Origin of the sequence: Sphingomonas sp. AP4-R1 (assembly GCF_013113735.1) — a bacterium.
Taxonomy (GTDB): domain Bacteria; phylum Pseudomonadota; class Alphaproteobacteria; order Sphingomonadales; family Sphingomonadaceae; genus Sphingomonas_I.
The window spans coordinates 3,691,251-3,710,756 of record NZ_CP053346.1 but is presented as its reverse complement, the minus strand read 5'-3'; the positions used below and the strand labels follow the sequence as shown (position 1 = coordinate 3,710,756).

General features: G+C 64.7%; 16 protein-coding genes. 13 read left to right on the top strand and 3 right to left on the bottom strand.

What is annotated here, in order from left to right:
• Window positions 1-2 precede the first annotated feature (2 nt).
• The 9 genes from HL653_RS16980 (at window position 3) to HL653_RS24500 (ending at window position 11,131) form a co-directional block, all read left to right on the top strand.
• Window positions 3-1,178, top strand: coding sequence for a serine hydrolase (locus HL653_RS16980; RefSeq protein WP_171745566.1), 1,176 nt, complete (start codon window positions 3-5; stop codon window positions 1,176-1,178).
• A 199-nt stretch (window positions 1,179-1,377) separates the two neighbouring features.
• Window positions 1,378-2,025: a YoaK family protein gene (locus HL653_RS16975; RefSeq protein WP_171745565.1), complete on the top strand. Its 648-nt coding sequence runs from the start codon at window positions 1,378-1,380 to the stop codon at window positions 2,023-2,025.
• A gap of 298 nt (window positions 2,026-2,323) precedes the next feature.
• Window positions 2,324-4,681, top strand: a complete 2,358-nt coding sequence (locus HL653_RS16970) for a membrane-bound PQQ-dependent dehydrogenase, glucose/quinate/shikimate family (RefSeq protein WP_171745564.1) — start codon at window positions 2,324-2,326, stop codon at window positions 4,679-4,681.
• A 156-nt stretch (window positions 4,682-4,837) separates the two neighbouring features.
• Window positions 4,838-6,088 carry an NRAMP family divalent metal transporter gene (locus HL653_RS16965; protein WP_171745563.1) on the top strand — a complete coding sequence of 417 codons (1,251 nt, stop codon included), beginning with the start codon at window positions 4,838-4,840 and terminating at the stop codon, window positions 6,086-6,088.
• A gap of 181 nt (window positions 6,089-6,269) precedes the next feature.
• Entirely contained in the window at window positions 6,270-7,616 is a 1,347-nt protein-coding gene (locus tag HL653_RS16960; protein WP_171745562.1) for an amidohydrolase family protein, read from the top strand.
• A 44-nt stretch (window positions 7,617-7,660) separates the two neighbouring features.
• The gene (locus HL653_RS16955) at window positions 7,661-8,725 is read left to right on the top strand and encodes an aldo/keto reductase (RefSeq protein ID WP_171745561.1); all 1,065 of its coding nucleotides are present in this window, start codon (window positions 7,661-7,663) and stop codon (window positions 8,723-8,725) included.
• Between the two features lie 4 nt (window positions 8,726-8,729).
• Window positions 8,730-9,863 carry an L-dopachrome tautomerase-related protein gene (locus HL653_RS16950; protein ID WP_171745560.1) on the top strand — a complete coding sequence of 378 codons (1,134 nt, stop codon included), beginning with the start codon at window positions 8,730-8,732 and terminating at the stop codon, window positions 9,861-9,863.
• A gap of 16 nt (window positions 9,864-9,879) precedes the next feature.
• Window positions 9,880-10,875, top strand: coding sequence for a LacI family DNA-binding transcriptional regulator (locus HL653_RS16945; protein ID WP_171745559.1), 996 nt, complete (start codon window positions 9,880-9,882; stop codon window positions 10,873-10,875).
• Between the two features lie 145 nt (window positions 10,876-11,020).
• Window positions 11,021-11,131, top strand: a complete 111-nt coding sequence (locus HL653_RS24500) for a hypothetical protein (RefSeq protein ID WP_216599889.1) — start codon at window positions 11,021-11,023, stop codon at window positions 11,129-11,131.
• Here HL653_RS24500 and HL653_RS16935 read toward each other — a convergent pair.
• Both HL653_RS16935 and HL653_RS16930 read right to left on the bottom strand, forming a co-directional pair.
• The gene (locus tag HL653_RS16935; protein ID WP_171745558.1) at window positions 11,098-11,469 is read right to left on the bottom strand and encodes a type II toxin-antitoxin system VapC family toxin; all 372 of its coding nucleotides are present in this window, start codon (window positions 11,467-11,469) and stop codon (window positions 11,098-11,100) included. The genes HL653_RS24500 and HL653_RS16935 overlap by 34 nt on opposite strands.
• Window positions 11,470-11,471: 2 nt before the next feature.
• Entirely contained in the window at window positions 11,472-11,657 is a 186-nt protein-coding gene (locus tag HL653_RS16930; protein ID WP_171745557.1) for a type II toxin-antitoxin system VapB family antitoxin, read from the bottom strand.
• A 310-nt stretch (window positions 11,658-11,967) separates the two neighbouring features.
• On the opposite strand from HL653_RS16930, the gene HL653_RS16925 reads away from it, so the two are divergent.
• Genes HL653_RS16925 through HL653_RS16915 form a run of 3 tightly spaced genes read left to right on the top strand, consistent with a single transcriptional unit; the run spans window position 11,968 to window position 16,126 of the window.
• Window positions 11,968-12,561, top strand: a complete 594-nt coding sequence (locus HL653_RS16925; protein ID WP_253716984.1) for an ABC transporter ATP-binding protein — start codon at window positions 11,968-11,970, stop codon at window positions 12,559-12,561.
• A gap of 2 nt (window positions 12,562-12,563) precedes the next feature.
• On the top strand, window positions 12,564-15,062 hold the full coding sequence (locus HL653_RS16920; protein WP_171745555.1) for an FtsX-like permease family protein: 2,499 nt from the start codon (window positions 12,564-12,566) through the stop codon (window positions 15,060-15,062).
• The gene (locus tag HL653_RS16915; protein ID WP_171745554.1) at window positions 15,062-16,126 is read left to right on the top strand and encodes a lipocalin-like domain-containing protein; all 1,065 of its coding nucleotides are present in this window, start codon (window positions 15,062-15,064) and stop codon (window positions 16,124-16,126) included. The genes HL653_RS16920 and HL653_RS16915 overlap by 1 nt, the downstream gene beginning before the upstream one ends.
• A gap of 91 nt (window positions 16,127-16,217) precedes the next feature.
• On the opposite strand, the gene rpoD is transcribed toward HL653_RS16915, so the two are convergent.
• Window positions 16,218-18,212, bottom strand: coding sequence for an RNA polymerase sigma factor RpoD (rpoD, locus tag HL653_RS16910; protein WP_253716982.1), 1,995 nt, complete (start codon window positions 18,210-18,212; stop codon window positions 16,218-16,220).
• A gap of 388 nt (window positions 18,213-18,600) precedes the next feature.
• Between rpoD and HL653_RS16905 the strand changes: the two genes are divergently transcribed.
• Entirely contained in the window at window positions 18,601-19,506 is a 906-nt protein-coding gene (locus tag HL653_RS16905; RefSeq protein WP_171745552.1) for an exonuclease domain-containing protein, read from the top strand.

Genomic DNA, 19,506 nt, shown 5'->3' with positions numbered 1-19,506 from the left:
TCATGATCACCCGCCTGTTCCCGATCCTCGCGACGGCGGTGCTGGCGCTCGCCGGCCCGCTCGCCGCAAAAGGACTGACGCCCGCCGATGTCTCGCTTGACCATGCGCTCCAACCGTTCGTCGACGATCGCCAGATAGCTGGTGCGGTGGCGCTGGTAGCGACGAAGGATCGGGTTCTGGCTCTCACCGCCGTCGGAAAATCCGATCTCGCGACCCGCCGGCCGATGCAGACCGACGACATCTTCTGGATCGCGTCCATGACGAAGCCGGTCGCCGGCATTGCCCTCGGGATCCTCCGCGATCGCGATCTGATCGGCTTCGACGATCCCGTCGCGAAATACATCCCCGAGTTCGAGGCGATCCGCAATCCTGCAGGCGCACCGCTGACGATACGCGAACTGATGACCCACACCGGAGGGCTCGGCGAGCAGATGCAACGTCCGCCGCACCAGACGCTGGCCGACACGGCGGTGATGGCCGCCCGCACGCCGCTGCGCTTCGCGGTAGGCGAACGCTGGTCCTACTCGACCCTCGGCATCGACGTACTCGGGCGGATCATCGAGATTGCGGGCGGCATGCCGCTCGACCGGTTCCTGGCGAAGGAGATCTTCGTGCCACTGGGAATGAAGGACACCAGCTTCTGGCTGACCGATGCTCAGCTGCGGCGCTACGCTCGCAGCTATCGCAAGGCCGAGGACGGCAGCCTCCAGCCGATCACCATTCCCTATCTCTACGGCACGCAGCCGACCGATCACGCGCGCCCGCCCCTGATCGGCGCCGGCCTGTTCTCCACCGCCGGCGACATTGCCCGCTTGTACCAGATGCTGCTGAACGGTGGTGCCGCCGGCGGCGTGCACATCCTCAAGCCGGAGACGATCGCCGAGCTGACCCGCAAGCAGACTGGCACGTTGGAGGCGCGACCTGGCATGCCGTGGGGCCTCACATTCAGCATCGTCGAGGATCCGGCAAGACTGGAGGCGAACGCAAGCCTTTCGCCCGGGACCTTCGGCCATGGCGGCGCCTTCGGCACGGCCAGTTGGGACGATCCCCGGGTCGGCGCGGTGTATGTTCTGATGTTGCAACGGGCCGAACTGCCCAATCCCGACAATTCGGGCATGCGCATCGCCTACCAGGCGGCGGCCGCCGCGATCGCGACGGGTGCCAGGGCCAGACGATAGAGCGGCAGATGTGCGTTCCGCCGTTATGTCACGATGAGCGCGCCTCCACCCGGTGCATCAGAAACAGTGTCGTCCTATCCCATTGTTCGGCGCGAGCTGAACCGGACCTCAGATTTGTCTTTTCTTACCATGCAGCCGCACCTTAAGCGGGCTTGATGGATGAGCTCCTCTTTCTGGAACGCCGCCCTATGAAGGGTGCATGCGCCGTTACGAAAAGCATCACCGTCTCCTGGCATATGGTCTCGCCATGCTGGCCGGCTTCGTCGATGCCCTCGGCTTTCTGAAACTGGGCGGTTTCTTCGTATCTTTCATGAGCGGGAACTCGACCCGGCTGGCGGTAGACATCGCGAGCGATGTGCCAGGCAGCCTCCTCGCGTGTGCGCTGATCGTCGCGTTCGTTGCCGGAGTGATGACGGGCACGACGGTGGGACGGCTATCGGGTCGGTGGCGCAAGCAGGGCGTTTTAGGGCTTGTGACGCTAAAGCTCGCGCTGGCTGCAGCTGCGATCACATTCGGAAACGGCCTACTTTTTGCGACATTGCTGATGGCCTGTGCAATGGGCTCGGCAAATGGGGTGTTTCAGCGGGACGGTGAAGTGAGCGTCGGGGTCACGTACATGACAGGAACGCTCGTCAAGTTTGGCCAGCATCTCGCAGCTGCGCTTGCCGGCGGTCCTCGCTTCGCCTGGATACCTTATCTGCTGCTATGGCTCGGGCTGGTCGTCGGGGCAGCGACCGGTGCTGGGTGCTTCCATCTCCTCGATATGCAGGCGTTGTGGGTGGCTGCAGCTGCGGCTGCTTTGTTGCTGATAGGCGCGACGGCGCTCGGGCCCACGCTCGAGGATTGACCTTCCCTAGGCACATCCCCCCCTCTGCAAGACCCGTTATCGAGACCTTAGTGGGTGGCAGGGGCGCTGAAACCGTCCCTTCATACCGATATGCTGCGCGGTGAGACGGTTCATGCCAAGCGCCCCGAACGCATCGTCCGTCGGTGGGTCGGCGGTAAGGTCCGGCTGCCGACTCTGAGACATCTTCGCAGAGAAGCCGATAGGGCGTTGGATCTCCGCGGACACAATCCATCGCTTTCATGGCAGCGATCCTGCCCTTTGCGCGTTGCACGCTACATATCAGAAAGAGAATAGCAGCATGCGCGTCGCACAGATCATCCTGGGTTGGTCGATAGCAGTTCTGGGAGGGTATTTCGCGGTTGCGGGCGGCGTTCTCGCCGCGCTTGGTGGGTCTCTTTATTATGTGATCACTGGCGTCGCGATGGTTGGCAGCGGCGCGCTGATCGGTCGAGGTGATTCCCGAGGCCGCGCGCTGTTCGTCGCGATCTGGATCGGCACCGTCCTGTGGGCCTTGTGGGAGGTCGGCACGGATGGCCTCCAGCTCATCCCTCGCGTCGTTGCGCCCACCGTGCTGCTGCTTCTCGTTCTGATCTTCGCCGGCAACAGAAGGTCTTCACGCCGCGGAGCGCGGTTCGCTCCGGCCGCGGCGGTAGGCATCGCCGTGCTGCTCGGCGGAGGAATGCTGTTTCGCGATCACAGCCTTGTGGCGCAGCCCGCCGCAGCCCCTATCCCCGCACCGCCGGCCGCCGACACAGACGGAGACTGGCAAGACTATGGCGGCACGCTCGCCGGCCGCCGCTATTCGGCGCTGACCGACATCACCCCCGCCAATGTCGGCAAGCTGCAATTGGCCTGGACACAGCGCACCGGCGACCTGCCGGATCCTGCCGAGGCGACCGAGCACAAACGCGAATATCATTCTGAATCCACGCCGATCCACATTGGCGACACGCTCTACACCTGCACGCCGCACTCGGTTGTCCAGGCCATCGACGCCACCACCGGCAAGACGCGCTGGAGCTGGCGCGAGACCGCCAGCCGCGAAGGCCAGGCCTATCTCGTCTGCCGAGGTGTCGCGTATTACGAGGCGCCGGCCGGTACGCCATGCCCGCACCGCATCTTCGCCTCCACGTTCAACGCTCGCCTGGTCGCGCTCGATGCCGATACTGGCCGGATCTGCCCGAGCTTCGGTACGAACGGCGCAATCGATCTGCGCGCAAACATGGGCGTTAGCCGCGCGGCGGACCAGATCGGCACGTCGCCGCCGGTCGTCGCCAATGGCCGCCTGATTCTGGGCGAGCGCATCACCGACAACGTCAACCGCGACATACCGAGCGGCGTGGTGCGCGCTTATGATCCCGTCTCTGGCACGCCGATCTGGGCATGGGACGTGGGCCGCTCGCAGGATGCGATCGCGCCCCTGCCGCCGGGCCAGACCTACACTCGCGGCACGCCCAACGTGTGGGGCGCGATTACCGCCGATCCCGCAAACGGTCTCGTCTATCTGGGCACCGGCAATGCCTCCCCCGATTATTATATCGGCCTGCGTCGTCCATTCGACGATCGCTTCGGCACGGCGATCGTGGCGCTGGAGATCGCCACCGGCAAGCTGCGCTGGATGCGCCAGCTCGTCCATCGCGACATGTGGGACATGGATCTCCCGATCGGCCCCTCCTTGTTCGACTATCATGTCGACGGCCGCACGATCCCCGCGCTGATCCAGACAACCAAGATGGGACAGGTCTATTTCCTGAACCGCCTCACCGGCGCCCCGCTTGCCGCGATCGAGGAGCGTCGCGTGCGCACGGACGGAGCGACTCCAGGCCTTCGCGTCTCGCCGACCCAGCCATTCTCGGTCGGCATGCCCTCGATGACCCCGCCCGCCCCCACTGAGGTCGCGACGTGGGGCGCCACGCCGATCGATCAACTGATGTGCCGCATCGATATCCGCCGCGCGCAGGGCACCGGCATCTATCAGCCGATGGGCCTGAAGCCGATCATCGGCCACCCCGCCTTCGATGGCGTCACCGACTGGGGCGGCGCCGCGATCGATCCTGTGCGCGGCATCATGACCGTCAATACGATGGAGATGCCGTTCAAGCTGTATCTGATGCCGCGTGGCGACCCGCGCGAGGCGGCGCTGATGAAGCAGAAGCAGGGCGGCGAGAATGCCAAACAGGCCCAGCTCCAGACCCAGTATAACACGCCCTACACCGCCGTGGTGAAGGCCTGGGTCGGCATTTTCGGCGCACCCTGCGTCGCGCCGCCGTGGGGTCATATCACCGCGATCGACCTGAAGACGCGCAAAGTGCTGTGGCGCGAGACACTGGGCACGGCGCGCGACACCGGCCTGTTCGGCTCGCACCTCGGCCTGCCGCTGAAGACGGGCGTGCCCAATCTCGGCGGCTCGATCATCACCGCCGGCGGTCTGGCCTTCATCGGCGCCACGACCGATCAATATCTGCGTGCTTTCGATCTGCACACCGGCAGGATCGTCTGGAAGGCCCGCCTGCCCGCAGGCGCGCAGGCGACCCCGATGACATATCGTGGTGCAGACGGTCGGCAATATGTGGTCATCACGGCCGGCGGCCACGGCGCACTCGGGACCCGTTATGGAGACTATACGCTCGCCTTTGCACTCCCTCGATCAAGCTGATCGCAAGCGACGTGCCCGCTGGCATGTCGACGCTGCGTTTCCGCATGATGGTCAGGACCGCTTGCACGCAATGGAACGCGCTGGGTTCTCAAGCGCTTATCGCCACCAAGAGGTCGATATGATGCTTCTTGCGCAGGACCGCTGAGACCCGTGGCGATGGGTTGGCTCGACGAATTGAAACGGCTTGGGCCGGGTCTCGTCACGGGTGCCGCGGATGACGATCCAAGTGGTATCGCCACCTATTCCCAAGCCGGCGCCCAGTTCGGGACCGGCCTGCTGTGGACGATGCTGTTCGCCTACCCGTTGATGGTGGCGGTCCAGCTCGCGAGCGCACGGATCGGGCGCGTCACGGGCAACGATCTCGCCGGGCATCTCAAGGAGGTCATGCCGCGCTGGCTGGTCTACGGGCTTGTATTGCTTCTGCTGCTCGCGAACACGATCAACATCGGCGCCGATCTCGCTGCGATGGGTGAGGCCTCCGCCCTCGTCGTCGGGCGGGGCCATCATGTCTTCACGATCGGGTTCGCGCTCGTAACGCTCGGCCTGCAACTGACTATTCCCTATCGCCGGTACGCGAATATTCTCAAATGGCTAACCCTGGTCCTGCTGGCCTATGTCGCGCTCGTCTTTCTCGTGAAGGTCGACTGGACCGCCGCCGCCACGGGTCTTTTCATTCCCCGCATCACCCGACAGCAGGAAATCATCACCGTCGTGGCCATCCTTGGCACGACGATCAGCCCTTTCCTCTTTTTCTGGCAGGCCGCTCAGGAGGTCGAGGAGCTCGATCAGGTCGTCGCGCGCAAACCGCTCCGAAAAGCGCGCGATCAGGCCGAGGACGCTCTTCAGCGCATGCGCTGGGACACGTTCGGCGGCATGGCGGTCTCGAATATTGTCGCCTTGGCGATCATGCTCGGGACGGCAGCGACGCTTCACGCTGCCGGAAAGCAGGACATCCAAAGCGCCGCCGATGCCGCCAAAGCGCTGCAACCGGTCGCGGGCAATCTCGCCTTCGGCATCTTTAGCCTCGGCATCATCGGCACCGGGTTGCTCGCGGTGCCGGTGCTTGCCGGATCCTCCGCTTATGCGGTGTGTGGCGTTGGCGGCTATCCGGCGAGCCTCGAATGCAAACCGCACCAAGCCAAGCTCTTCTATGCCGTGATCGCCTTCGGAATACTGGTCGGGATTGTCGTCGACTGGCTGCCGATCAGCCCGATGAAAGCGCTGTTCTGGAGTGCGGTCGCGAACGGAGTCGCGGCCGTCCCGGTTCTGGCCGGGCTCATGCTGGTTGTATCGCGCCGCAAGATCATGGGTGAGTTCGTCGCGTCGCCTATGCTCAAGATCTTTGGCTGGATCGCGACAGCGGTCATGACGGTTGCCGCAATTGCGACGATCGTTTTCCCGGATTGAGCGCCGTGATGGCCTAGGCTGCGAACCGACATATCGGTCGCCGCAGCGCTGACTCACTACCTTGCACTGTCGACCAAATATCCGTCCCGTTTCTCCAGTCATCCCGACCTCCACCCCCATTTTTTTGCATCGCGATGCAACTCCTAACGTGTCCGATCATTCGGGCATTGGCGGAGGAAAAATGATGATCCGAATCTCGAGCCTGTTGCTGCTGGCGGCCGCAACCAGCCCTGTAGCTGCGCAGCCGATCGCACTGAGCCATGTCCGCATTATCGACGGAACGGGCGCTGCCCCGATCGAGGACGGCACGGTGCTGATCAATCAGGGAAGGATCGTCGCTGCCGGGCGACAGATCTCGACCAAAGGCGCCCGCATCCTCGACCGCAGCGGAGACACGATCCTGCCAGGCCTCATCTCTGATCACAGCCATGTCGGCCAGATCAGGGGCAAGACGGCCGGCGCCGCCAACTACACGCGCGAGACGATCACGCGGGAACTGAGCCAGTATCGGCGCTACGGCATCACCACGGTCGTGGCACTCGGCAACAACGGCCCGTTGTTCGATCCGCTCCGGAAGGAGGCGCATCAGGGCAAGCTGCCCGCAGACTTGTTCGGCGTGGACCAGGGGATCGGTGTCGCCAACGGCGCGCCGCCGCAGACGATGGTGAAGGTCGGCCCCGACCAGCTTTATCGTCTGGCCACGCCCGACGAGGCACGCGCCGACGTTCGCAAGATGGCGGCTGCCGGCACCGATCTGGTGAAGATCTGGGTGGACGATTTCGGCGGTTCGGTGCCCGTCAAGATGAGCCCCGATATCTATCGCACCGTGATCGACGAGAGCCACAAGCTCGGCCTGCGGGTCGCCGCGCACATCCACGATCTGTCCGATGCGGAGGGCGTGGTCGCCGCCGGCGCCGACATCATCGCGCATGGCGTGCGCGACACGCCGGTGCCGCCCGAATTCGTCGCGACGCTGAAGCAAAAGGGCGTTTGGTATATCGCTACGCTGGCTTTAGACGATGCGACGGTCGCCTGGGCCGAGCAGCAGCCCTGGACGAAAACGCCCTTCACCCGCGCCGCCCTCTCGCCCGAACTGGCCGCCCAGATCGACGATGCCGCCTGGCGCGAGAAGACGCTCGCGACGCCCCAGATGGCGCCGGCCCGCGCGTCGCTGACGATGAACGAAGCCAATCTGAAGACGCTGGTCGATGCCGGCGTGAAGGTCGGCTTCGGGACGGACAGCGGCGCCACGCCGGTGCGTGTCGCCGGGCTGGCCGAGCATCGCGAACTGATGTTGAGCGTTCAGGCCGGCCTCACCCCGATGCGCGCGATCACCATGGCGACACGCGATGCGGCCGCGCTGATGAATCTCAGCGATCGTGGCACGATCGCCCCCGGCAAGCGTGCCGATCTGCTGATTGTGCAGGGCGATCCGTCGCGTGACATTGGCGCGATGGACCGGATCGTCGAGACCTGGGCCAATGGCAGCGCCGTGCCAGGGTCCCTGCCCCTGGCGCCCGCGCGCTGAGCCACGGCACGATCTTTCTCCTCCCCTAAATCCAAGGATACGTCATGGACTATCGCCTGCTCGGCCGCTCCGGGCTCAAAATCTCCACGCTCACGCTCGGCACGATGACGTTCGGTGGCCAGGGCGCCTTCGCCAAGACCGGCGATACCGACATGGCCGGCGCGCAGCGCCAGATCGACATGTGCATCGAGGCGGGCGTGAACAGCATCGACACCGCCGACATCTATTCGGCGGGCATGTCCGAGGAGATTATCGGCGAGGCGCTGACCGATGGCCGTCGCGAGAAGCTGATCCTCGGCACCAAGGTCCGCTTCCCGACCGGCACGAAGGGCCCGAATGAGCGCGGCCTCTCGCGTCATCACATCGTCCGCGCCTGCGAGGACAGCCTGCGCCGCCTGCAGACCGATCATATCGATATCTACTGGTGCCACGAATGGGACGGCCTGACGCCGGTCGAAGAGATGCTGTCGGCCTTCGACATGCTCACCCGATCCGGCAAGATCGGTTATCTCGGAGTCTCCAACTTCTCCGGCTGGCACGTGATGAAGATGATCGCCACCGCCGAGCGCGAGGGGTTGATCCGGCCGATCGCCCAGCAGATTCATTATACGCTGCAGGCGCGCGAGGCCGAATACGAGCTGCTGCCGATCGGCGTGGATCAGGGCGTCGGCACGGTGATCTGGTCGCCGATGGCGGGCGGGCTGCTCTCGGGCAAATATCGGCGCGGCAAGCCCGAGCCGGAGGGCACGCGCAAGGCCGCCCAGTGGAACGAGCCGCCGGTGCGCGATGTCGAGGCGCTGTACGATATCGTCGAGGTGCTGGTGTCGCTGGCCGAAGCGCGCGACGACGGGACGACGCCCGCTCAGCTTGCGCTTGCCTGGCTGCTCGCACGGCCGAGCGTGACGAGCCTCGTGATCGGTGCCCGCACCGACGCACAGCTTACGGACAATCTGAAGGCCGCCGAACTGGTGCTGAGCGACGAAGAGTTCGCGAAACTGGAGCAGGTCAGCCGCCCGCCTTTGCTCTACCCATATTGGCACCAGCTCGACAGCGCCTCGGATCGGCTGTCGCCGGCCGATCTCGCGCTCATCGGGCCGCACAAGGGCTGACCGGATGCGGATCGCCGCCGTTCTGCTCGCGCTGGCCGCCATTCCCGTTGCGGCGGCAGCGCCGGTCGTGGACAATCGCGATCCCGGCTTCGCTGCGGCGGGCGATATCGAGATCGTGGCCAGCATCCCGTCACCCGATCCCTCGGGTATCGCCGTGGTGGCGGGCCGGATGTTCCTGGGCTTCCCCAAGCATGACGGGGATCATCCCGGCCCGGTCCTGGCCGAGTGGAAAGACGGACGACTGCGTCCCTACCCGTCCGCCGACTGGGCGGAAGCCATGTCGGGAGATCCGGCCAAACGCCTGATCTCTCCGCATGGCCTTACCGTCGACAGTCACGGGCGCCTGTGGGTGATCGACGACGGCAAGGTGCAGGGCCAGCCGATCCCGCCCGGCGGCGCGAAGCTCATCGGGATCGATCCGGTGACGAACCGCGTCTTCGCGCGCATCATCGTGAACGATGCCCTGTTGCCGGGCAGCCATCTCAACGATCTGCGGATCGACCTCACTCACGGCGCGCAGGGCACCGCCTTCATCTCCGATTCCTCGTTCGACGGGCATCCCGCGCTCGTCGTGGTCGATGTCGCAACCGGGCGACAGCGGCGCGTGCTAAGCGAGGATCGCTCGGTAAAGGCCGATCCTGGCTTCCTCACCTTCCTCGGCGGCCGGCCATTGCGTGCCGATCCGCATCGCCCTTCATTTCCCGGCGGCGGGGTGGACGGGGTGGCGCTGAGCAAGGACAACAGCCGGCTCTATTATGCGCCTCTCAGCAGCCACCGGCTCTACAGCCTGCCGACCGCACTGCTGGCCGATTTCTCGGCGGATGACGCCGCGTTGGCCGGAGCCGTGACGGACGAGGGCGAAAAAGGTTCGGCCGACGGACTGGCGACCGACGCATGGGGGCGCCTCTACACCACAGCCGGCGAGCAGGACGCGATTTTCCGCCGCAATCTCGACGGCAGCTTCGATCTCGTCGCGCGCGATCCGCGCTTCGTCTGGCCGGATGGCATCTTCGCGGACGATCGCTATGTCTATGTGACGCTGGGCCAATGGACCCGGCTGCCACGCCTCAACGGTGGGCAGGATCTGCGCAAGCCGCCCTTCCTCGTCGCGCGGATGGCCATAAGGCCGCCGGGTTGAGGATATCGGAGAGGATATGAACGACCGGCCGGTGACATCGCATGACGTGGCCCGACTGGCCGGCGTCTCGCAATCGGCCGTATCGCGTGCGTTCACCGCGGGCGCGAGCATCTCGCCCGATATGCGCCGCAAGGTTGCCGAGGCGGCCGCCGCGCTCGGCTATCAGCCCAATCTGCTTCCACGCATGATGGTGCAAGGGCGATCGGGCATCGTCGCGCTGGTGGTAGGCGGTGGCTACAATCCGCATCATGCCGCCACGCTGGAGGCGTTCGGCCGGGCACTGACGGCAGCGGGCAAGCGTATCATGTTGGTGCAGGCCGAAAGCGATCGAGCGCTGGACGCGGTCATCGGCGAACTGGTCGGCTATCGCATCGACGGCGTGGTCAGCGCGCTGTCGATCCTCTCGCAGGAGGCCGCGGACGCGATTTCCGCACACCGCATCCCCGTCGTTACCCTTAATTCCGGCATCACGACGGACTATGTCCGGGTGGTCGAGATCGACAATGAAGGCGCCGGCCGCCTGGCTGCGGAAACGATGGCCAAGGGCGGCGCACGGCGATTTGCCTATGTTGGGGCAGACAGCGTCGCGTCGCGCGCGCGGCAGGCCGGCTTCGCATCGGCAGTGGCCCAGATAGGATCTGGCACGATCCGATGCTTTACCGGCAATCTCGATCATGATGGCGGATATGCCGCCGGCCGTGCGCTGCTCACCGAGCCAGAACTGCCCGACGCGCTGTTCTGCGTGAACGATCTCACCGCGATAGGGCTGATCGACGCGCTCCGGATCGAGGGCGGATGCGACATACCCGGCGATCTGCAGGTGATCGGCTTCGACAATATCCCCGCCGCCCGGTGGCCGGCTTACAGGCTGACGACGATCGATCAGGATGTTGACGATATGGCGGAAGAAGCCGTGCGGCTATTGGATCGCCCCGCGGCGCCCATCACGCCACAACGCACGGCTTTCCGGCTGATCGAAGGCGGTACCACGCGACATCCCCGGCATTCATGACGAGGCCCGGCAAAACCTTCATCATTGAGCAGCCCGCAAATGACACTTGGGCCGACATTCCGCGCCGCAGGCGTTGTCGGTCGAGGGCATTCGGCAGATCGTCCCCGATTGTGCCTAGGCCGCGCGCCACGCCATTGCAGCGGGCATGGACGGGGTCGAGATCCACGCCGCCAACGAGTATCTGATCGACCAGTACATCAACAGCGACAGCACCTCGCCGTCTCAATTATCAAGGCTGGCGTCTCTTTCGAGCTGAATAGAAATCTCACGCAGGCGTTTGTCCCGCGTCCACAATTTCACGTCGGCAGTCAGGAACGTTGCCGCGATAAGGTGCACATCGACATAACCAATACCTGAGCCATAGAGTTTATGCCGTTCGATGACGATTTGAGCTTCCCCGTCACTTGCAACGAGCGAGTGAGGAAGGTTCCGAAGCGCCCCAAGAACCACCTCCCGCTGGCGCAGGCTACCCAGCGCCAGTTCGCCGATAACAAAGGGATGCACCATAATCTGACGAGCCTGAAGCAGATTCGATAGTGTTTGATCGCCGTGACGGAGGTGATCAACCCAGACCGACGTATCGACTAATATCATGCTTAGCGTCGGCGCGGAGGAGCAGTGACCTCAGGTTCTGAGCCTCCAAGGCGAGCAAGGCGCAGCGCGCTTTCGCGCTCGATCAACGCCTTCAATGCCTCCCGAACCAGAGAGCTCTTTTCCATGAGACCGGTAAAAGCCTGCGCTTTGGAAACGAGTTCGTCATCAAGCGCGATGGTCGTTCGCAAAACACTGCCCTCCTTATCACGGCACGAAATATCGCATCAAACGGTGCGATTTTCAATGCTGACCGAATGTCCCTATCCTCTACCGACAGATCCGCCGAAATGCCGTCCAGACGCCGGAAGCGGGATAGATAGTTCGGAATCTGAACAGATCTGCATCAATAGCGCGGGGTCAAGGCACAGGAAGAGAAGGAACGCTTCCTGCTGATAGGGCTTGGGCCTAATTGAGCCCATGCCTTCAACGCCCCTCCTTGAGATACGCGGTCTGCGCAAGTCCGTTCCGGGTGGTCGGATCCTCTTCGATGACCTCACGATGCGCCTGAAAGCGGGCGAACTTGTCGCCATCATGGGCGAATCAGGGGCTGGCAAATCAACCTTGCTCAATCTGATCGCGGGGCTCGATATGCCCGAAATGGGGTCCGTGCTGCTGGAGGGGACCGATCTCGCGACGCTGGACGAAGATGCGCGCGCCGCCTTGCGTCGGGAACGGATCGGTTTCGTCTTCCAGGCCTTCCACATTCTGCCCCATCTCACGCTCGCCCAGAATGTCGGACTGCCGCTCGCGCTGCTGAGGACGACACAATCCGAGACCCGCGCGCGCGCCACCAACATCCTGGGGGCCGTGGGTCTCTCCGGGCGGGAGGATGCCTATCCGAGCGAGCTCTCGGGCGGCGAACTACAGCGGGTCGCGATCGCCCGCGCGCTTGTCCATCGCCCCGCGCTGATCCTTGCGGACGAGCCGACGGGCAATCTCGACCCGGAGACGGCGGCGCGGGTTCTGGCCCTTCTCATCGGTCAACTGCGCGAGGCGGGTGCCGCCGGATTGCTGGTCACCCACTCGGACATCGCGGCCGCCAGCGCCGATCGGATCCTGCGCCTCACCGCCGCCGGCCTCGTGGACGCGTGATCATGGCGTTCGACCGGTGGGCGACCGTGCCGCGCTGGATGATCGTCGGGGAATGGCGCGCCCATCCGATACGTATCGTCACCGCCATGGTCGCCATCGCGGTGGGCGTCGCGCTCGGCTTCGCCGTCCATCTGGTCAACGCCTCGGCACTCGACCGTTTCACGCGCGGCCTCGCCACGGTCAACGGCGGCGCCGACCTGCGGATCGAGGCCGCCAGTGAACGCGGGTTCGACGAACGCCTCTATCCCATCGTCGCCAAGACCGCTGGCATAGCAGCCGCAAGTCCGATCGTGAGACGGCATGCACGCATGGGCAAGAAGGCGATCGACCTGCTGGGCATCGATGTGCTGCGCGCCGGCATCGTGACCCCTGTCCTTCTGCCCCGACCAAATCGGGGTGATCCGGTCGCCGTCTTCGACCCGAACTCGATGTTTCTCTCCCGTGCGGCAATGATGGGCCACCATGTCGGTGACACCGCATGGATCGTCATCAATGGCGAAGCGCAGCGCTTTCGTATTGCCGGCGCCGTTCCCGGCGCGGGCGACCGCGCGCTCGGCGTCATCGACATCGCAGCCGCTCAGGATCGTTTCGGACGGCTGGGGCGGATCGACCGGATCGATGTCAAACTCGCCCACGGCATGGATGCAGCCCGTGTCCATGGCAGCCTCGCCGCCATCCTGCCCGCCGACGCGGTACTCGCCGGAGCAACGGAGGACGGCGACCGCACCGATGCACTGTCGCGCGCCTACCGGGTCAATCTGGACATGCTCGCGCTGGTCGCGCTGCTGACCGGCGCGTTTCTGGTCTATTCGGCGCAAGCGCTGTCGATCGCCCGGCGCAGGCCGCATTTCGCGCTGCTGCGGGTGCTGGGCGCCCCGCGCCGGCTGATCCTGAAACAGGTAATGGTCGAGGGCATCATTCTTGGCGCGGCCGGGGCCATCGCCGGCATCCTCCTCGGCTACGGCCTTGCAGCGGCAGTGCTTCGGCTGGTCGGCGGCGATCTCGGCAGCGGCTATTTCGGTGGGGAAGGACAACCACCACTCCTGTTCTCGCCTACCGCTGCGCTGACCTTCGCCGGGCTCGGTCTGGCCGCCGCCTTGATCGGCAGCCTGCTGCCCGCGATACAAGCGGCCCGGATCACGCCAACGGTGTCGCTCAAGATGGTCGGCGATGCCGTCGACCCGCGTCGACGCCCCGCAATCCTCCCGGCCATCGTGCTTGCGGTTATTGGCATCATGTTCGCGCTTCTGCCGGCTGTGCGGGGTGTGTCGCTGTTCGGCTACGGTGCGGTGGGTCTTCTTCTGGCGGCGGGGATCGCCGCCATGCCCTGGCTCGCGCGCGCCCTCCTCGCCCCGCTTGCGCGCAAAAGTTCGAAATCTCCGGTCGTGCAGCTCGCACTCGGGCGCTTGTGGGGCGCACCTTCGCAGGCAGCAGTTGCCCTGTCGGGTATCGTCGCGAGCGTAGGACTGATGATCGCGATGGCGGTCATGGTGGCGAGCTTTCGGGGCTCAGTCGATGACTGGCTCGATCAGATCCTCTCGGCGGACCTCTACCTCAGCGCGGATGGCGGCGTGCCCTTCGACCGCGCGGCGCAGCAGCGGCTGGCCCATGTGCCCGGCGTCCGACGCATCGACTTCGGGGCCCAGCATGGCATCGCACTCGCGCCGAACAAGCCGCCGATCCTGCTGTTCATCCGAGACGGCGCGATGCCGCCCGCCATCGGACATGTGGTCGCGCTGCCGCCCGGCGCTCTTGCGGTCCGTGTCTCGGAGCCGGCAGCACGGCTCTACGGCCTGTCACCGGGATCGACCATCATGCTGCCGCTGGGGAGGCGCGCGGTGCCCGCCTTCGTGACGGCGGTCTATCGCGATTACGCCAGGCAGTCAGGTGCGATCACCATCAATGGGTCCGCTTACGATCGACTGACCGGAGACAAAGCGCGTGGGGAAGCCGCGATCGATCTTGCGCCAGGAGCGAACGTCATGAACACCATGGCGGCGCTTCGCCGGGCGCTCCCCTCAACCGTCGCTGATATTGTGCAGATCGTGCCCACCCACGCGCTCAAGACGCGCGCGCTGGCCATCTTCGACCGCAGCTTTTTGATCACCTACGGTCTCGAGTTGATCGCGGTGCTGGTCGGTCTTGCCGGGGTCGCGGCGACAACCTCTGCGCAGACGATCGCGCGAACCCGCGAGTTCGGCATGCTGCGCCATCTCGGTGTCACCCGGCAGCAGATCACCGCAATGCTTGGACTGGAGGGAGCGCTGCTCGGGCTGGTCGGTGGCGTCGCCGGTATCGTGCTGGGCTGCGGGCTCGCCCAGATCCTCATCCATGTCGTGAACCCGCAGTCGTTCAACTGGACGATGGCGACGCGGTTGCCGTTCGGATTACTTGCCGGGGTCGGCTTGGCGCTGGTGATATCCTCGGCTCTCACCGCGATGCTCGCCGGCCGCCGGGCGGCCTCGGCGGATGCGGTGCGTGCGGTCCGGGAGGATTGGTGATGCGCCGTGCTCTCGCGCTTCTTTCCGCGATCCCCCTGCTCGCGGCTTCGCCGGCGGGGCCGCAATTCGCCGAAGTGCGGCCGGGGGTCGCGATGACCTTTCCGCGCGATCATGGCGCGCATCCCGATTTCCGTACGGAATGGTGGTACGTGACCGGCTGGCTCGACGGGAAAGGCGGCAGGCATCGCGGCTTCCAGATCACGTTCTTCCGCACGGCCACCGGCCTCGGCACGGACAGCCGGAGCGCGTTTGCGCCCCGCCAAATCCTGTTTGCCCATGCTGCTTTGTCCGATCCGGCGATCGGCCACCTTCTCATCGGCGAACGGATCGCCCGCGAGGGGCTGGGTCTCGCCAGTGCCTCGGTAAAGGACATGGATGTCAGGATCGACGACTGGACCATGCGCCGCCTGCCGGATGGACGCTTCTCGGCGCATGTCGTCGGCGACGGCTTCGCACTGGATGTCGTCTTCCGTCCCGACCAGCCCGCCCTTCTCGAAGGCGAAGATGGATACAGCCGCAAGGGACCGGATCCTCGTTCGGCGAGCCGTTACTACAGTTTGCCCCACCTCGCCGTCTCGGGATCAGCGAGCCAGGGCGGCCGGACCGAAGCCGTGACGGGTACGGCGTGGCTCGATCGGGAATGGTCATCAAGCTATATTCCCGTCGGTGGCGTCGGCTGGGACTGGACCGGGCTCAATTTCGACGACGGAGCCGCGCTCATGGCGTTTAGCATCCGCCGCGCTGACGGCTCGTCCCTTTGGGCCGGAGGCTCGTGGCGCGCTCCTGATGGCAGAGTGACGATGCTCACCCCAGCAGACGTGGTGTTCGTGCCGCGCCATCGCTGGTGGTCGCCGCGCACCGGCACCACCTACCCGGTCGATCCGATACTCCGCATCAAGCTCCCTAGCGGGGTCCGCCCCCTGCCGCTCCGGCCGCTCTTCCCCGATCAGGAACTCGATGGACGCAAAGCCGGCAGTCCCGTCTACTGGGAAGGCGCCGTGACAGTGCCCGGTGGGCGGGGCTATCTCGAGCTGACAGGATATGCCGGCCGCCTCCATCTGTGATGACGCACCGTTCGAAGGTCGGCATCCCACGGCTCATGACGACGGCATAATGATGCGACATGCATCCGTCTTGGACGGCCCGCAGCCAAGATCAGTCCAGGAAGCTCCGGATCTTCCTCGCCCGCGCAGGATGACTCAGTTTCCGGAGCGCTTTGGCCTCGATCTGACGGATACGCTCGCGGGTCACGCCAAACTGCTGTCCGACCTCTTCCAGAGTGTGATCGGTGTCCATGCCGATCCCGAACCGCATGCGCAGCACGCGCTCCTCGCGCGGACTGAGCGCGGCGAGCGCCTGAGTGACGGTTTCTCGCATGTTCGACCGGATGGCGGCATTCACCGGGATGACCGCATCCTTGTCCTCGATGAAGTCACCGAGCTTGCTGTCTTCCTCCTCGCCGACGGGGGAATCGAGGGACACAGGCTCCTTGGCGATCTTCATCACGCTACGGATCTTGGCGAGCGGCATTGAGAGGCGCTCCGCCAGTTCCTCTGGCGTCGCCTCCCTGCCCCGTTCGTGAAGAAATTGCCGGGAGGTGCGGACGACCTTGTTGATGGTCTCGATCATGTGCACGGGCACACGGATCGTGCGCGCCTGGTCCGCGATCGAGCGCGTGATCGCCTGTCGGATCCACCAGGTGGCGTAGGTCGAGAACTTGTAGCCGCGGCGATACTCGAACTTGTCGACCGCCTTCATCAGGCCGATATTGCCTTCCTGAATAAGATCAAGGAATTGCAGCCCACGGTTCGCATATTTTTTTGCGATCGAGATAACCAGGCGGAGATTCGCCTCGACCATTTCCTTCTTGGCGATGCGCGCCTCTCGCTCGCCTTTCTGAACTATGTTCACGATCCGGCGAAACTCGCCGAGCGCCATACCACTTGCCTGCACGATCTCGCTAATCTCGACGCGCGTACGTTCGACGCCGATCGCTTCGGCAGCGGCGAAAGCGGCCCACTTCTTGTCGGTCGGAGCGACGCGTTCCAGCCAGCCAGCCTCCGCTTCGTGACCGATATAACGGTCGAGAAAGTCGGCGCGGGAGATCTTGTGGCGTTCGGCCATACGCAACATCTGGCCTCCCAGCGCCGTTAGCCGGCGATTGAAAGCGTACAGCTGGTCAATCAGCTCGGCGATCTTCGCGCCGTGGAGTTTGACGCTCTCGATCTCTGCCGTGAGATTCTCGCGCAGCTGCTGGTAGCTTGCCTCCTGCTCGTCGGAGAGCCTCGCCCCCCGCCCCATCGCGACCGCACGGTCGGCCTGGAGCGGCGCGAAACCCCGGTAAAGCTCGGTGATTGCCGCGAACCGCTCCAGCGCGCGCGGCGTCAACTGCTCTTCCATCTCGGCAAGATTGAGCGTGTTGTCTTCGTCATCATCGGTCGACTGCGATGCATCACCTTCGGGTTGTGGACCGTCGGACGACGCCTCCTCGCTTTTGTCCTCGTCGCGCGGCATCCGCCCGGCGTCCGGCTCGTCGAAAGCGATCGCATCGTCATCGTCGCCCTGACCAACCGCGGTGGTCTTCGAGATCATCGCATCGAGATCGAGAATATCGCGCAGTCGGGCCGTGCCGTCGTTGATCCGGGTCGACCAGTCGATGATCTGGGTGAACGTCAGCGCACTCTCGCATAGGCCCCGGATCATCATGTCCTGGCCGGCTTCGATCCGCTTGGCGACGGCAGCCTCGCCCTCGCGGGTCAGATGTTCGGCCGCGCCCATCTCGCGCAGGTACATCCGCACGGGATCGCTCGTGCGATCGGCCACTTCCTTCGCCGGCGTCTGCGCAAATAGCGCAGATCCATCTGACGAAGGCCCGACAGCCTCGCCATCGATCTCGGGCTCCTGGACGTCGCCCTCGTCGCTACGATCCTCGCCCTCGACCACGGTCACGCCCATTTCGCTGAGCGCCGCCATCACATCCTCGATCTGGCCAGAGGACATCTCATCTTGAGGGAGTGCCTTAGCCAGTTCGTCATGGGTGACATAACCCCGCGCCTTGGCACGCATGATCAGGGACCTGACACTGGCTTCGTTGAGGTCGATCACCGGGGCGTCATCTGCCACCGTGTCGCGCGTCATCACCACCGCCATCGTCCTCGCCATATGGTATTCACATCCTGATCTGGGTGCCGGGGAACGCCCCCTGGCGGAATCAACTTAAGAAATCATCCCGTCGGAAGACGCAAAATCCGCGATCGCGGATAGCCTCCGCGCGCGATTTCGGGCCTTTCGATGACGAAGGGGAGAGCGCCTGCCGGCGCATCGTCCAGTTATGGCTTTGGCAAAGCCATTTCAATGACATCGTCTGGCTTTGAGCCGGACATGCGACGAGATTGCCCCGCCACGATCCTGTTCCGTCGTTTGGTGTCGCCGAAGAGAGAAGAGAGCGGCGTCACTGCATGGCCACGCTTGGTGAGGCCCACCGAAGCGCTATCATCGCAAAGATCCGATGGTCGTGTTATGTTCCGAAGCAATGACGATGCGCCCGGCTCTTGCACCGCCCCCCTCATCCGATCCGCTGGCTGACGCCACACAACCCGATTTCGTCGTGGTGGACGTCGAGACCGCCTGCTCGCGCGTGAGCAGCATCTGCCAGATCGGAATCGTGGGCTTCAGGAATGGCGTCGAGATTTTCGAATATGAGACGCTGGTCGATCCACTCGACGAATTCTCGTCATTCAATACCCGGATCCATGGCATCAGCTGCGATCATGTCGTCGGGCAGCCGAGCTTTGCGCAGATCCACGCGACCGTAAGCGAGCACCTCACGCGGCGGATCACGGTAGCACATTCCTATTTCGACAAGGGCGCGCTTGCGGCAGCCTGCCGCGTCCACGATCGCTCTTCGATTGAGACGACATGGCTCGACAGCGTCCGGGTCGCCAAACGAGCGTGGCCCGACCTCCCCAGCCACCGGCTCAACGTGCTCAGCAAATATCTGGGCGTCCGACACAGGCATCATGACGCGCTGAGCGATGCGCGCGCCGCGGGAATGGTGATCGTGCGCGCAATGGAGCATACCGGCATCGACCTCGTCGGCTGGCTGGCCCCCGCCACCCCACGCTCCGCGCCCGCGCCGAAGCCTGCTGCGGATGGGCCGCTTAGCGGACACCGTATCGCGATCCTGGGGAGCAGGCGAGATGGGCCGTTGGCATACCGCTTGGCGAAAGCCGGTGCCCGGGTGGTTGCCTCGGTCGGCATTACGACGACCTTGCTTGTCGTCAGTAATGAGCAGCCTTTCGGCCGCTTCTATCATGCGAGTCCGGCCTACAGGCGCGCAGAAGAACTGCGTCGGTCCGGTTCGGTGATCGACATCATCCTCGAAGACGAACTGGCCCACCGCCTAGGCGGATATTCAACGCCGCTCGACGCCGAACCGCGCTGA

What these genes read in the sequence shown, in the direction of transcription:
- HL653_RS16905 (WP_171745552.1), top strand. Translation starts at nt 18,601, where the DNA reads ATGCGCCCGGCTCTTGCACCGCCCCCCTCATCCGATCCGCTGGCTGAC.
- HL653_RS16915 (WP_171745554.1), top strand. Translation starts at nt 15,062, where the DNA reads ATGCGCCGTGCTCTCGCGCTTCTTTCCGCGATCCCCCTGCTCGCGGCT.
- HL653_RS16935 (WP_171745558.1), bottom strand. Translation starts at nt 11,469, where the DNA reads ATGATATTAGTCGATACGTCGGTCTGGGTTGATCACCTCCGTCACGGC.
- HL653_RS16950 (WP_171745560.1), top strand. Translation starts at nt 8,730, where the DNA reads ATGCGGATCGCCGCCGTTCTGCTCGCGCTGGCCGCCATTCCCGTTGCG.
- HL653_RS16920 (WP_171745555.1), top strand. Translation starts at nt 12,564, where the DNA reads ATGGCGTTCGACCGGTGGGCGACCGTGCCGCGCTGGATGATCGTCGGG.
- HL653_RS16970 (WP_171745564.1), top strand. Translation starts at nt 2,324, where the DNA reads ATGCGCGTCGCACAGATCATCCTGGGTTGGTCGATAGCAGTTCTGGGA.
- HL653_RS24500 (WP_216599889.1), top strand. Translation starts at nt 11,021, where the DNA reads ATGGACGGGGTCGAGATCCACGCCGCCAACGAGTATCTGATCGACCAG.
- HL653_RS16955 (WP_171745561.1), top strand. Translation starts at nt 7,661, where the DNA reads ATGGACTATCGCCTGCTCGGCCGCTCCGGGCTCAAAATCTCCACGCTC.
- HL653_RS16925 (WP_253716984.1), top strand. Translation starts at nt 11,968, where the DNA reads ATGCGCCTGAAAGCGGGCGAACTTGTCGCCATCATGGGCGAATCAGGG.
- HL653_RS16960 (WP_171745562.1), top strand. Translation starts at nt 6,270, where the DNA reads ATGATGATCCGAATCTCGAGCCTGTTGCTGCTGGCGGCCGCAACCAGC.
- HL653_RS16975 (WP_171745565.1), top strand. Translation starts at nt 1,378, where the DNA reads ATGCGCCGTTACGAAAAGCATCACCGTCTCCTGGCATATGGTCTCGCC.
- HL653_RS16945 (WP_171745559.1), top strand. Translation starts at nt 9,880, where the DNA reads ATGAACGACCGGCCGGTGACATCGCATGACGTGGCCCGACTGGCCGGC.
- rpoD (WP_253716982.1), bottom strand. Translation starts at nt 18,212, where the DNA reads ATGGCGGTGGTGATGACGCGCGACACGGTGGCAGATGACGCCCCGGTG.
- HL653_RS16965 (WP_171745563.1), top strand. Translation starts at nt 4,838, where the DNA reads ATGGGTTGGCTCGACGAATTGAAACGGCTTGGGCCGGGTCTCGTCACG.
- HL653_RS16980 (WP_171745566.1), top strand. Translation starts at nt 3, where the DNA reads ATGATCACCCGCCTGTTCCCGATCCTCGCGACGGCGGTGCTGGCGCTC.